Annotated in this window: 8 protein-coding genes, 8 tRNA genes and 1 pseudogene; 7 read left to right on the forward strand and 10 right to left on the reverse strand. The window is 73.4% G+C overall.

The window, feature by feature from the left end; translation table 11 throughout:
* Window positions 1–39 precede the first annotated feature (39 nt).
* Complete coding sequence (locus ACWCYY_RS02765) at window positions 40–846, forward strand: TrmH family RNA methyltransferase (protein WP_449794887.1); 807 nt, start codon at window positions 40–42, stop codon at window positions 844–846.
* A gap of 18 nt (window positions 847–864) precedes the next feature.
* On the opposite strand, the gene ACWCYY_RS02770 is transcribed toward ACWCYY_RS02765, so the two are convergent.
* The 3 genes from ACWCYY_RS02770 to ACWCYY_RS02780 all read right to left on the reverse strand — a co-directional run bounded on the left by ACWCYY_RS02770 (window position 865) and on the right by ACWCYY_RS02780 (window position 1,554).
* Window positions 865–938 (reverse strand) — tRNA-Trp (locus ACWCYY_RS02770).
* Window positions 939–1,012 (reverse strand) — tRNA-Ile (locus ACWCYY_RS02775).
* Complete coding sequence (locus tag ACWCYY_RS02780; RefSeq protein ID WP_449794888.1) at window positions 1,003–1,554, reverse strand: HAD domain-containing protein; 552 nt, start codon at window positions 1,552–1,554, stop codon at window positions 1,003–1,005. Before ACWCYY_RS02780 ends, ACWCYY_RS02775 begins: the two co-directional genes overlap by 10 nt.
* Before the next feature lie 285 nt (window positions 1,555–1,839).
* On the opposite strand from ACWCYY_RS02780, the gene ACWCYY_RS02785 reads away from it, so the two are divergent.
* The 4 genes from ACWCYY_RS02785 (at window position 1,840) to ACWCYY_RS02800 (ending at window position 7,414) form a co-directional block, all read left to right on the forward strand.
* On the forward strand, window positions 1,840–2,772 hold the full coding sequence (locus ACWCYY_RS02785) for an ABC transporter permease (protein WP_449794889.1): 933 nt from the start codon (window positions 1,840–1,842) through the stop codon (window positions 2,770–2,772).
* Between the two features lie 63 nt (window positions 2,773–2,835).
* A complete protein-coding gene (locus ACWCYY_RS02790) occupies window positions 2,836–4,587 on the forward strand; it encodes an ABC transporter substrate-binding protein (RefSeq protein ID WP_449794890.1) in 1,752 nt (583 codons plus the stop codon).
* A 138-nt stretch (window positions 4,588–4,725) separates the two neighbouring features.
* Window positions 4,726–5,718 (forward strand): ABC transporter permease, encoded by a 993-nt coding sequence (locus tag ACWCYY_RS02795; RefSeq protein ID WP_449794891.1) that lies wholly within the window; start codon window positions 4,726–4,728, stop codon window positions 5,716–5,718.
* 22 nt (window positions 5,719–5,740) lie between these two features.
* Window positions 5,741–7,414: a dipeptide ABC transporter ATP-binding protein gene (locus tag ACWCYY_RS02800; RefSeq protein ID WP_449794892.1), complete on the forward strand. Its 1,674-nt coding sequence runs from the start codon at window positions 5,741–5,743 to the stop codon at window positions 7,412–7,414.
* Between the two features lie 778 nt (window positions 7,415–8,192).
* Here the strand turns inward: ACWCYY_RS02800 and ACWCYY_RS02805 are convergent.
* Window positions 8,193–9,467 (reverse strand): annotated as a pseudogene (locus tag ACWCYY_RS02805) (serine/threonine-protein kinase); the annotation flags it as partial.
* A gap of 410 nt (window positions 9,468–9,877) precedes the next feature.
* Between ACWCYY_RS02805 and ACWCYY_RS02810 the strand changes: the two are divergent.
* A complete protein-coding gene (locus ACWCYY_RS02810; RefSeq protein ID WP_345278959.1) occupies window positions 9,878–10,081 on the forward strand; it encodes a hypothetical protein in 204 nt (67 codons plus the stop codon).
* Between the two features lie 266 nt (window positions 10,082–10,347).
* On the opposite strand, the gene ACWCYY_RS02815 is transcribed toward ACWCYY_RS02810, so the two are convergent.
* From ACWCYY_RS02815 to ACWCYY_RS02840, 6 genes are all read right to left on the reverse strand, one after another.
* A tRNA-Val gene (locus ACWCYY_RS02815) sits at window positions 10,348–10,422 on the reverse strand.
* Window positions 10,423–10,443: 21 nt separating this feature from the next.
* Window positions 10,444–10,515: transfer RNA gene (locus ACWCYY_RS02820), tRNA-Val, on the reverse strand.
* 21 nt (window positions 10,516–10,536) lie between these two features.
* Window positions 10,537–10,608: transfer RNA gene (locus ACWCYY_RS02825), tRNA-Val, on the reverse strand.
* A gap of 41 nt (window positions 10,609–10,649) precedes the next feature.
* Window positions 10,650–10,721: transfer RNA gene (locus tag ACWCYY_RS02830), tRNA-Val, on the reverse strand.
* A 33-nt stretch (window positions 10,722–10,754) separates the two neighbouring features.
* Window positions 10,755–10,828: transfer RNA gene (locus ACWCYY_RS02835), tRNA-Cys, on the reverse strand.
* A gap of 39 nt (window positions 10,829–10,867) precedes the next feature.
* Window positions 10,868–10,940 (reverse strand) — tRNA-Gly (locus ACWCYY_RS02840).
* A gap of 291 nt (window positions 10,941–11,231) precedes the next feature.
* Between ACWCYY_RS02840 and ACWCYY_RS02845 the strand changes: the two genes are divergently transcribed.
* On the forward strand, window positions 11,232–12,245 hold the full coding sequence (locus ACWCYY_RS02845; RefSeq protein WP_345278960.1) for a chorismate-binding protein: 1,014 nt from the start codon (window positions 11,232–11,234) through the stop codon (window positions 12,243–12,245).
* Window positions 12,246–12,256: the final 11 nt, after the last annotated feature.

Raw genomic sequence — 12,256 nt, forward strand, 5'->3', positions numbered from 1 at the left:
CCGAACGCCACCCCTCCCCACCTGTGCCAAGATCGACGGGTGGCAGAACCGAGCACCATCACCGACCCGACCGACCCCCGCCTGGCCGACTACACCGGCCTGACCGACGTGGAGCTGCGCCGCCGGCGCGAGCCCGAGGAGGGCCTCTTCATCGCCGAGGGCGAGAAGGTGATCCGCCGGGCGGTGGCGGCGGGGTTCCGGATGCGGTCGATGCTGCTCACCCCGAAGTGGCTGGACGTGATGGCCGACGTGATCGCCGAGACCCCGGCGCCGGTCCACGTGGTGGAGCCCGGGCTGGCCGAGGAGGTCACCGGCTACCACGTGCACCGCGGCGCGCTCGCCTCGATGGAGCGCAAGCCGCTCCCGGAGGCCGCCGAACTTCTCACCGGCGCCCGCCGGGTGGCCGTCCTGGAGGGCCTGGTCGACCACACCAACATCGGCGCCATCTTCCGCAGCGCCGCCGCCCTCGGGATGGACGCCGTGCTGCTCTCCCCGGACTGCGCCGACCCGCTCTACCGACGGGCCGTCAAGGTCTCGATGGGCGCGGTCTTCTCCGTCCCGTACGCCCGCCTCGACCCCTGGCCGTCCGCCCTGGCCACCGTCCGCGAGGCCGGCTTCGAACTCCTCGCCCTGACGCCCTCGGGCGCGGACGACCTCAACGCCACCGCCCCGCACACCCTCCCCAAGGCCGCCGTCATGCTCGGCGCCGAGGGCGACGGCCTCACCCCGAAGGCCCTGGCCGCCGCCACCCGCCGGGTCCGCATCCCGATGTCCCACGGCGTCGACTCCCTCAACGTGGGAGCCGCCGCCGCGGTCACCTTCTACGCCGTCAACACCGGGATCTGACGGCGGTCCTGCTCACTGCACGGGCGGAGGGACTCGAACCCCCAGCCTGCCGCTTTGGAGGCGGCTGCTCTGGCCAATTGAGCTACACCCGCTCAGCCCGGCTGGAGTTGAACCAGCGACCCCCGCCTTATCAGGGCGGTGCTCTGACCGACTGAGCTACGGGCTGTCGGCCTCGCGGCCGGTGCCCTGATTCTGCTGCCCCGCCCGCCCCGAGGTCACCTGGTTTTCCAGCAACCAGGACCGGAGCGCCGCGAAGTCACCCTCCGTCAGACCACGGCGGGGGTCGACGCGGTGGAGCAGCGCGGGGCCCGGGTGGCGGGCGGCGACCCACCTCCGGTCGGCGTCGGTGAGCTCGTCGTCCACCCAGGCGAACGGGCGCCCGGCGGCGAGCGAGACGAGGGTCCGGGTCTTCCAGTGCAGCCCGTGCCGCTCGTCGTTCTCCTCGTCCGCTCGGGTCGGCTCCGGCCAGACCACCACCGGGAGTCGCGGCAGGTGCAGGCGCGGGGCGACGTACTCGTTCGCCTCCTCCTCCCAGGTCGTCGCCCAGACGAGTTCGCACGGGAGCGCCGCCAGCCGTGGCCCGTGCGCGGGGTCGATCCGGCGCAGGAGGGGGTTCGCGTCGTCGGCCCCGTGGGCGGGGTACTCCTCGGGTGCTCCGCCGAACGGGATGAGCGGGCCGTCGACATCGAGGAAGAGCAGTGGAGGCATGGCGGCACCTTACGTGTGGCGGAGGTCTCAGTCGGGCCGCCGTCGAACCGTTGTGTAGGTATTTGCCCGTTTTCCTGTGTCGGCAACATTGCAGTGGAATGAAGCCGTCGTCCTGTGCGAAACAGTGTGCAATCAGCGCCGGAGAATGATTTGCGAAAGGCGCATCGCATCCGATCTGATGGCATTCGACGGGCCGCCGGGAAACCCCTGGAAGGCCGTCCCTTCATGCACATCAGCGCACCCTCACCCACGGGGCGGCGGAGAATTTCGGGGAGTACGCCTCTCATGCCCGCAGTACGCAACACGCCGCTCTCCCGGCTGCTCCGCGACCGCACCGGCGCCACCGCCCTCGCGGTGGTGACGCTCTTCCTCCTCCTCGCCCTCGCCGCCCCGCTGATCGCCGCCGCCTACGGCAAGAACCCCACCGAGCACTACGGCCAGAACACGCCTGGCCTGCTCAGCGACTCGGGCCTGCCGATGCTCCCCAACGGCGGGATCTCGGCCGACTTCTGGTTCGGCCTGGAGCCGGGCCTCGGGCGGGACGTGTTCACCCAGCTGCTCTTCGGCATCCGCACCTCCCTCCTGATCGCCTTCGCGGCAGCCGCCGTCACCACCCTGCTCGGCGTCCTGGCCGGCGTCGCGGTCGGCTACCTGGGCGGTCTGACGGACCGGATCTTCGGCTTCCTCTCGAACGTCCTGCTCGCCTTCCCGACCCTGCTCCTGCTCCTCGCGCTCAGCCCCGTGGTGCAGTCCCGGCTGGTCGATCCGAGCGAGGCAGAGCCGGAGTGGATGCAATTCCTGGTGCTGATCCTGGTGTTCTCCGCATTCGGCTGGATTCCGCTCGCGCTCTCCCTCCGCTCGTCGGTGCGTTCCCTCCGGGAAAGGGATTTCGTGCAGTCGGCGAAGGCCCAGGGGGCCGGCGGATTCCACATCGTCCTCCGGGAACTGCTGCCGAACGTCCGGGCCCAGCTGCTGGTGCACGCGACGATGGCGGTGCCGGGCTTCGTGGCCTCCGAGGCGGTGCTCTCCTTCCTCGGGGTCGGCATCACCGAGCCCGTCCCGGACTGGGGCCGGATGATCTCGCGCGGTTCCGAGGTCTTCCAGGCCGATCCGACCTACATGGTCTTCCCCGGCGTGGCGCTGCTGGTCTTCGTGCTCGCCTTCAACCTGCTCGGCGACGCGGTCCGCGACGCGCTGGATCCCCGCTCCGCCCGCTGAGCCACCGTCAGAACGACAACCACCCCTACCGCCCCGCACGTCGGGGCAAGGAGTCACTCCGCCATGCGCCTGACCAAAGCGACCCTCGCCGTCCTCGCCACCGCGCTGCTCGCCACCGCCTGCTCGGCGGGAGCCGGTGCGGGCGGCGGTGGCGCGGCCCCGGGAGCGAAGGACACCTCCCCGCTCACCGCCGCCCTCGGCACCGAGCAGGAGAGCGCCGGCCCGGCGCCCGCCGTCCCCGGTGCGAAGCCCGGCGGCACGGTGAACGTCTACAACACCACCGACTTCCGCCACCTCGACCCGCAGAAGGTCTACGCGGGCGCCGCCTACAACACCTCGCTGCTGTGGGGCCGTCAGCTGACCCAGTACCAGGTGGTGGACGGCAAGGCGAAGCTGGTCGGCGACCTCGCCACCGACACCGGCACCGCCACCGACGGCGGCCGCACCTGGACGTACCGGCTGAAGGCGGGCGTGGCCTGGGAGGACGGGCAGCCGATCACCTCCCACCAGGTGAAGTACGGCATCGAGCGCTCCTTCGGGAAGGGTTTCGAGGTCGGCCCGCCGTACTGGGCGCAGTGGCTGACCGGCGAGGCCAGTTACGAGGACGCCCGGAAGAAGTACGCCGGCCCGCAGGACGGAGACCTGGCCGCGATCGAGACCCCGGACGAGCGCACCCTGGTCCTCCGCTTCCCGCAGCCGCAGGCCGACGTGCCGTACATGGCGGCGCAGTCCTCGTCCTCCCCCGTCCGCAAGGACAAGGACACCGGCACCGACTACGACCGCCTGCCCTTCGCCAGCGGCCCGTACCGGATCGCCGAGCACGTCCAGAACACCCGCCTGGTGCTGGAGCGCAACCCGCACTGGAAGCCGGAGACCGACCCGATCCGCAGCCAGTACCCGGAGAAGTTCGTCTTCAGCTTCGGCAAGGAGGCGCTCAACATCAACCAGGAGATCCTCTCCGGCCGGGACGGCGGCGCCAACGCCACCACCGTGGCGACCCAGCTCTCGCCCGAGCTGTACCAGACCACCGACACCGACCCGAAGGCCAAGGAGCTGGTGGTGACCGGCCGTCAGGGCGCCTTCGTCACCCAGCTGGTGGTGAACAACGAGCGGGTCGCCGACCCCGAGGTCCGCAAGGCCCTGCACCTGGCCTACCCGCGCCAGCAGGCCCGCCAGGTGCTCGGCGGCTCCCGGGTCGGCGAGCTGGCCACCACGCTCAGCTCCCCGGCGCTGCTCGACTGGCAGAAGTACGACCTCTACCCGGCCAAGCCCGAGGGCGACCCGGAGGCCGCCAAGCAGGCCCTGGCCAAGGCCAAGCAGGCGCCCACCAGCCTCACCTACGCGTACGCCAACACCCCGAACGGGCAGCGGGTCGCCCAGGTGCTGGTGGACGGCTTCGCCAAGGCGGGGATCACCATCGTGCCCAAGCCGGTGGACGCCAAGGCGCTGCTGGACGAGGCGCACCGGGCCGACTCCCCGTACGACCTGTTCGAGGAGACCAGCTCGGTGGACTGGCCGACGCCGTCCACGCTGGTCCCGTTCTCCTTCGACGGCCGGGCGAACAGCGACCTCAACTCGGCCCGCTACCGCAACCCGGCGGTGGACAAGGAGATCGACCGGATCAACCAGATCGGCGAGCCCCGGCAGAAGGCCAAGGAGCTGTACGCGCTGGAGCAGACCGTGATGAAGGACGTCCCGGTGCTGCCCTTCGCCTACCCCAACGCCACCCAGCTGCGCGGCGCCAACGTCGGCGGCGCCTTCATCCACCCGATCTACGGGTCCGTCAGCCTCGCGTGGGTCTTCCTCAAGGCCTGACGCCTCCGCACGGCCCCGCCTCCGCCGGGGCGGGGCCGTACCCCCACCCGCACCCGCCGGGGCGGTACCCCAGCCGCATCCGCCGGGCCGGGGCCGCACCCGCCTCGTACCACCCGCATCCACGAAACCGGACCGGCCATGCTCTCCTTCGCCCTGCGGCGGGCCCTCCAGGCCCTCGCCGTGCTGGCCGCGGTCTCCGCCGCCGCCTTCGTGCTCTTCCACGCCGCCCCCGCCGACCCGGCCCGGGCCGCCTGCGGCCCGCGCTGCGACTCCGGGCAGGTGGCGGCGGTCCGTCAGAGCATGGGCCTGGACCAGCCGTTGCTCACCCAGTACACCGACTACCTCGCCGGGGTCGTCGCCGGACGCGGGATCAGCGACGTGGACGGCTCGGTCATCGACTGCGCCGCCCCCTGCCTGGGCTACTCCTACCGGCTCCACCAGCCCGTCACCCAGGCCCTGACCGAGCACCTGCCGGTCACCTTCTCGCTCACCGCCGGGGCCCTGGCCGTGCTGCTGGTCCTCGGCCTGGGCACCGGCTTCGTCTCCGCGCTGCGCCACGGCACCCGCACCGACCGGCTGCTCTCCGGCTTCACCCTGCTCGGCGCCAGCGTGCAGATCTACTTCCTCGGCTACCTCGCCCAGTGGGCCCTGGTCCACTCGACCGGCCTGCTGCCGCTGCCCGCCTACACCCCGCCCGCCACCGACCCCGCCGCCTGGGCGGGCGGGATGCTGCTGCCCTGGCTGGTGCTCGGCTTCGTCAACTCCGCCGTCTTCGCCCGGCTCTCCCGCGCCCAGCTGCTGGAGACCATGGACGAGGAGTACGTCCGGACCGCGCGCGGCAAGGGCCTGAGCCGGCTGCGGGCCCACCTGAAGTACACGGCGCGCGGCGCGGCCGGGCCGCTGGTCCAGCTGCTCGGATTGGAGGCGGGCGCCCTGCTCGGCGGGGCCGTGATCACCGAGACCGTCTTCGGCCTGAACGGCGTCGGCACCTTCGCCGCCGAGGCGGTGGCGGGCCAGGACCTGCCCGCCGTGGTCGGCACCGTGCTGCTCGCCGCCTGCTTCGTGGTCCTCTTCGTGGCCCTGGCCGACCTGGTGGTGGCCTGGCTCGACCCGCGCATCCGCCTCAGCTGACCCCGCCTCAGGAGCTTTCCCGATGACCACGAACACCTCGACCGCGCCGGTGCTCAGCGTCCGCGACCTCTCCGTCGGCTTCGCCGCCCGCGACGGGGCCGAACCCGTACGGGCCGTGCGCGGCCTCTCCTTCGACCTCGCCCCGGGCGAAGTCCTGGGCCTGGTCGGTGAGTCCGGCTCCGGCAAGTCCGCCACCGGGCTGGCCCTGCTCGGCCTGCACGACCCCCGCACCACCACCGTCACCGGCTCCGCCCGGCTCGGCGGACAGGAGCTGGTCGGCGCGGGGGAGCAGGAGCTGCGCCGGGTGCGCGGGGGCAGGATCGCCCTGGTCTTCCAGGACGCGCTGACCTCGCTCAGCCCGTTCCACACCGTCGGCGCCCAGCTCTCCGAGATGTACCGGCTGCACCACCCCGGCGCGGGACGGGCGGAGGCCCGCCGCCGGGCGGCCGAGATGCTCGACCGGGTCGGCATCCCGGCGGCCCGGACCGGCGACCATCCGCACCGGTTCTCCGGCGGGATGCGCCAGCGGGTGATGATCGCGATGGCCCTGATGAACGGGCCCGACGTCCTGGTCGCCGACGAACCCACCACCGCCCTGGACGCCCGGGTGCAGAGCCAAGTGCTGGATCTGCTGGGCGAGTTGCGGCGCGAGCACGGCACCGCCGTCCTGCTGATCAGTCACGACCTCGGGGTGGTGGCCCGGCACACCGACCGCACTCTGGTGCTCCGCCACGGCGAGACGGTGGAGACCGCCCCGACCGCCGAGCTGCTGGCCGCCCCGCAGCAGCCGTACACCCGCGCCCTGGTCGGGGCCGCGCTCACCCTGGACACCGTCCCGGGCTCGGTGCTGCCCACGGTCGACGACCCGTCACCCGCCCCGGCCCGTACGGCACCCAGGGCGGCCCACCGTCCCGACACCTCCTGGCTGGTCGAGGTCGAGGACCTGTCCGTGCACTTCCCGGGCCGCCGCCGTCACCCCTTCCGCACGGCCGAGCCCTTCCGCGCCGTCGAGGGGTTGAGCCTGCGGATCGCCCCGGGCGAGAGCCTCGGCCTGGTCGGCGAGTCCGGCTCGGGCAAGTCCACCACCTCCCGGGTGCTGGCCGGCCTCCAACGCCCCACCGGCGGCACGATCCGCTACGACGGACAGGACGCCACCCGCCCCGACCGCGCCCTGCGCCGCCGCCTGGCCCGCGAGGTCCAGCTGGTCTTCCAGGACCCGTACGCCTCCCTCAACCCCCGCCGCACGGTCGCCCAGACCCTGGACACCCCGCTGCGCCTGCACACCACCCTCACCGCCCCCGAACGCCGCGAGCGCGCCGCCGAACTCCTCGAACACGTCGGCCTCTCCGCCGCCCATCTGGACCGCCACCCGCACGAGTTCTCCGGCGGCCAGCGCCAACGCATCGGCATCGCCCGGGCCCTGGCCCCCGGCCCGCGCCTGATCATCGCCGACGAACCGGTCTCCGCCCTCGACGTCTCCGTCCAGGCCCAGGTCCTCAACCTGCTCGCCGAACTGCGCGAGCGCCTCGGCGTCGCCTTCCTCTTCGTCTCCCACGACCTCGCCGTGGTCCGCCACTTCTGCGACCGCATCGCCGTCATGCACCACGGCCGCCTGGTCGAACAGTCTCCGCGCGACGAGCTCTTCGCCGCCCCGCACACCGACTACACCCGCTCCCTCCTGGCGGCCGCCCACTGACAGTGGACGGACCGTCCCGGACCCTGCCCCGTGCCGGACGAAGGACCGGGCCCGAGGCCGGCGCGCGTCAGCTGCCGCTGGGCGTCGCGGTGGGGGAGATCGCCGACGGCGGGGCGCCGGCCGCGGCCGGGGCGGGGCCGGCGGGGGTGCCGGTGACGCCGGAGCCGGGCCAGGACTCCTCCAACTGCCCGTCGCCGCGCACCGTGTAACGGGTCGTCGACCCGGCCCCCGTCGCGGAGACCCGCTCCTCCCGGATCAGGGCGCCCGGCTCGACCCGCCAGGTGGCGGCGGCCTGCGGGTCGGCCACCGAGGTGCGGGCGGCGAGCAGGACGGGGGTGTCCGCGCTGAAGCCGTAGAGCTGGACCAGGTCGGCCGGGGCCGAGCCCTCCGCCCGGCGCAGCACCACCAGGGCCGCCGGGGCTCCGTGGTAGCGGGCCGGGACGACGGCGCTCAGCGAGACCTGCGGGCCGCCCTCGGTGGCCGAACGGCCGTCCCGCAGGCGGATGGCGGCCCCGCCGGAGGGGTCGGCGTAGCTGCGGTTGGCCCAGTCCACGGCGGGCAGGGCTCCGCCCGCGGGCGCCAGCCCGGCGTCGCCGGAGGGGCCCTTGGCCACCGCCGCGAACGGCGCGGAGGGCTGCACCCCGTCGATGGAGACGGAGACCGGCGTGCCGGAGGCCCCGGAGGCGGGAGCGGAGGCGGCCGGCGAGTGCGGGGAGCGCAGGCCCTGGTCGGAACGGTTCTCGCAGCCCTGGGCGGCGGCGATGGCCAGCGCCACCCCCACGGTGACGGTCACGAAGACCACCAGCCGCTGCCGCATCAGCCGCCGCCGCGCCTCCCCGGGGCCGCCGGGACGGCCGGGCACGGGGGTGTGCTGCCGGTCGCGCCGGGGCTGGCCGGAGCGCGGGCCGGGCGGGACCGGACGGCCGCCGGGCGGCGTGGTCCGCTCCCGGGCCGCTGCGGGCCTGGCACCGGCGGGCCGCGAGCCCGGCTGCTCGCCGTGCCGCACGGTGGTCCGGTCGGCGGCGTGCACCGACCCCGACGGGTGGACGCCCGCCCGCTCGCCCTGACGCTCCCTCAGCGCCTCGGCCGTCATGCCGGGCGGCATCGGCAGGGTGGCGGGCTGGTGCGTCCCGGGCTGGTACGCGGCGGGCCGTGCCGGGGCCGCAGGCCGCTGCTGGACGGGGGCCCGCCCGGGCGGCGGCGGGGGAGCGACGGCCCGGCGGCCGGCCGCGGCGCCCCGGGCGGCCAGCTCGGTGAGCCGCTCGTGCAGCGCGGCCGCGCCGGGCCGCTCGGCCGGCTCCTTGGCCAGGCAGGCCCGCACCAGCGGCGCCAACTGCGGCGGCACGGCGGACAGGTCGGGCTCCTCGTGCACCACCCGGTAGAGCATCACCTCGGAGGAGGCGCCGGAGCCGAACGGCGAGTCCCCGGTGAGCGCGTAGGCCAGCGTGGCCCCGAAGGCGAACACGTCGGTGGCCGGCGTCACCGCGGCGCCGCGGACCTGCTCGGGTGCCAGGAAGCCGGGGGAGCCGACGGCGGTGCCGACGTGGGTGAGCGTGGAGGCGCCGCGCGACCAGGCGATGCCGAAGTCGATGATCCTCGGACCCTTGGGCGAGAGCAGGATGTTGGAGGGCTTGAGGTCGCGGTGCACCACCCCGGCCTCGTGCACCTTCACCAGCCCGTCGGCCAGCGCGGCCCCGATCCGGGCCACCTCCGGCCAGGGCAGCGGTCCCTCCTCGCCGACCCGCTTGTACAGCGAGGGCCCCGGCACGTACGCGGTCGCCAGCCAGGGCCGGTCGGCCTCGATGTCGGAGCCGACCACCCGGGCCGTGCAGGTGCCGCGGATCTTCGAGGCGGCCGCGATCTCCCGGGCGAAGCGGGTGCGGAACTCGGAGTCCTCGGCCAGCTCGGCCCGGATCAGCTTGAGCGCGACCCGCTGCCCCTTGCGGTCCGAACCGAGGTAGACCACGCCCATCCCGCCGGCCCCGAGCCGACGGTGCAGGCGGTACGGGCCGACGATGCGGGGGTCCTCACGCCTCAGCCGCATCATCGCCATCGTCAGTTCTTCCCGTCAGTCCGGTGGTTGAGACCCCGTCGGGTGGGGCACCGTCAGAATCCTGCTCCGGCACAGCTTACGGACTCCGCGCTGCGGTGTGCTGATACGCAACACCAGCCGGCCGGTCGGATTGTCCGATCTCCCCCGGACGCCCCTCTCGGGGGTGCCCCTCAGGGTTCCCCCGGGGTTCGGCCGGGCCCCTTCTCCGCCTCCAGTAGTACCTGAGGGGGAGGGGCGTCATCCTCCGGGAGGCCCACCGAACGGTACGCGGGCATGACGTCCGCGTCGGTGCCGCGCCATACCTTTGAGTCAGCGGTGGGCGGCCCGGCTCGTCCCCCGAGGTGAACCGCCCACCGCGACCGACTTTCCAGCAGACCAGCGACTTCACGAAGAAGGCAGGAGCACCCACCATGGCCGTCCAGCTCAACGAGGCGGGCCGTCGTCGCCTCGGGCTCCGCCCGGCTTCCGCCCGCTCCTCCGAGCAGGCCACCCGGCACCCGCTGGTGGCCGTGGCGATGGTGCTCCCCGTCGCGGTCGCCCTGCTGGTGCTCTTCGGCGGCTGGGACCAACTGGCGACCCAGACCAGGGCCGTCGCCGAACTGATCGGGCGCTGACCTTCTGGGGAGAGGGCAGGCGCCACAGCCGGAGCCGGCACCGCCGGGCGCACGCGGACGGGCGGGCGGGCGGTGCGGGCAGCAACTCCGGCGCACGGAGCAGGGGCCGGGTACGAGTCGTCGGTGAGGGCGGCACGTACCCGGCCCCTGCCGCATCCGTGCCGCCGCCCGCGCGCATCCGTGCCGGCGCCCACGCCCTGACGGTCCGTCAACCCCCGGCAACGCCAAGGGCCGTGATCCTGTCCGGATCACGGCCCTTGGCTGTGTGGTGCGCGATACTGGGATTGAACCAGTGACCCCTACCGTGTCAAGGTAGTGCTCTCCCGCTGAGCTAATCGCGCCTGATGGGGCGGTACTGCAAGTGCGCGATACTGGGATTGAACCAGTGACCCCTACCGTGTCAAGGTAGTGCTCTCCCGCTGAGCTAATCGCGCCTGGTGAGGCGGTACTGCAAGTGCGCGATACTGGGATTGAACCAGTGACCCCTACCGTGTCAAGGTAGTGCTCTCCCGCTGAGCTAATCGCGCCTGATGGGGCGTCCTACGGGCAGGTCCCGAGGGGACCGACGTGCGCGATACTGGGATTGAACCAGTGACCCCTACCGTGTCAAGGTAGTGCTCTCCCGCTGAGCTAATCGCGCGGGGAGGGCCCCCGGCGAACCAGGGGCACCTCATGGAGGTGGAGACGGGATTTGAACCCGTGTACACGGCTTTGCAGGCCGTTGCCTCGCCTCTCGGCCACTCCACCAGGCAACAACAGGGAACGATCTTACACCGTTCTCCGTCGAGCGGACGACGAGATTCGAACTCGCGACCCTCACCTTGGCAAGGTGATGCTCTACCAACTGAGCCACGTCCGCCTGTCTTCGAGGCCCTTCACCGCTTTCCTGCGGCTCCGTTTCCCGGCGACGTGTTGAACTTTAGCGGATTCCTGGGCCAGCTCAAATTCCGTTCCCGCAGCGTGCCGACGGGGTGCCCTCCGCGACCCCCGCGAGCTGGCACCTCGTCAGGTCACCGGGCCCGCCTGCGGGCCCTCGCGACCCGACGCCGGGCACCCCCTCCGACCTACACTTCGAAGCACCCCCGCACCACCCTCACCGCGCAGGAGCACCGTGTCCGGCCGCACCACCCCCCGCATCAGCCCGACCCCCATGGCGAGGTTCGCCGGCCGGCTGGCGACCGGCCTGCGCGACGTCACCTCCGACCCGGCCGCCCTCGAGAGCGAGGGGTACTGGGCGGTGGCGTACGACTTCGAGGGGCGCCTCACCTGCGCGCGCTTCGACTCCGTCCGTCCCGACCCGGCCCCGCCGCGCACCGACGGCTGGCTCGGGCCCGACCCCGGCAGCTGGCACAGCTCGCTCGACCGGGACGCCTACACCGCGGGCGTGCGCCGGATCCGCGAGCACATCGCGGCCGGCGAGGTCTACCAGGCCAACCTCTGCCGGGTGATGACCGCGCCGCTGCCCGACCCGGAGCGCAGCGACATCGACGCGCTCACCGGACTGCTCGCGCACGGCAACCCCGCGCCCCATGCCGGAACGATCCGCCTGCCCGGCCACGGGGTCGAGATCGCCACCGCCTCGCCCGAGCTCTACCTGCGCCGCCGGGGCCGCACCGTCTCCTCCGGCCCGATCAAGGGCACCGGCCGCACCGAGCACGACCTGCTGGAGAAGGACCACGCCGAGAACGTGATGATCGTGGACCTGGTCCGCAACGACCTCGGCCGGGTCTGCGCCACCGGCAGCGTCACCGTGCCCGACCTCTGCGTGGTGGAGAAGCACCCCGGCCTGGTGCACCTGGTCTCCACCGTGGAGGGCGAGCTGCGCGAAGGGGCCGGCTGGGCCGAGCTGTTCGGGGCCACCTTCCCGCCCGGCTCCGTCACCGGGGCTCCCAAGAGCAGTGCGCTGCGGATCATCGAGGCCCTGGAGACCGCCCCGCGCGGCCCCTACTGCGGCGCCGTCGGCTGGGTGGACGCCGACCGGGGCGAGGCCGAACTCGCCGTCGGCATCCGGACGTTCTGGATCGACCGGAGCGAGGCGGACCGCCCGGTGCTGCACTTCGGCACCGGCGCCGGCATCACCTGGGGCTCCGACCCGGAGCGGGAGTGGGACGAGACCGAGCTCAAGGCGGCCCGCCTGGTCGCGATAGCCTCGGGCACCGAGTAGCAGTGCGGGCC

This window comes from Kitasatospora sp. NPDC001664, from assembly GCF_053596675.1.

Bases quoted from the DNA above. Each gene is read 5' to 3' on its own strand.
- ACWCYY_RS02800 (WP_449794892.1), top strand. From the start codon at position 5,741: ATGACCACGAACACCTCGACCGCGCCGGTGCTCAGCGTCCGCGACCTC.
- ACWCYY_RS02780 (WP_449794888.1), bottom strand. From the start codon at position 1,554: ATGCCTCCACTGCTCTTCCTCGATGTCGACGGCCCGCTCATCCCGTTC.
- ACWCYY_RS02845 (WP_345278960.1), top strand. From the start codon at position 11,232: ATGGCGAGGTTCGCCGGCCGGCTGGCGACCGGCCTGCGCGACGTCACC.
- ACWCYY_RS02795 (WP_449794891.1), top strand. From the start codon at position 4,726: ATGCTCTCCTTCGCCCTGCGGCGGGCCCTCCAGGCCCTCGCCGTGCTG.
- ACWCYY_RS02810 (WP_345278959.1), top strand. From the start codon at position 9,878: ATGGCCGTCCAGCTCAACGAGGCGGGCCGTCGTCGCCTCGGGCTCCGC.
- ACWCYY_RS02790 (WP_449794890.1), top strand. From the start codon at position 2,836: ATGCGCCTGACCAAAGCGACCCTCGCCGTCCTCGCCACCGCGCTGCTC.
- ACWCYY_RS02785 (WP_449794889.1), top strand. From the start codon at position 1,840: ATGCCCGCAGTACGCAACACGCCGCTCTCCCGGCTGCTCCGCGACCGC.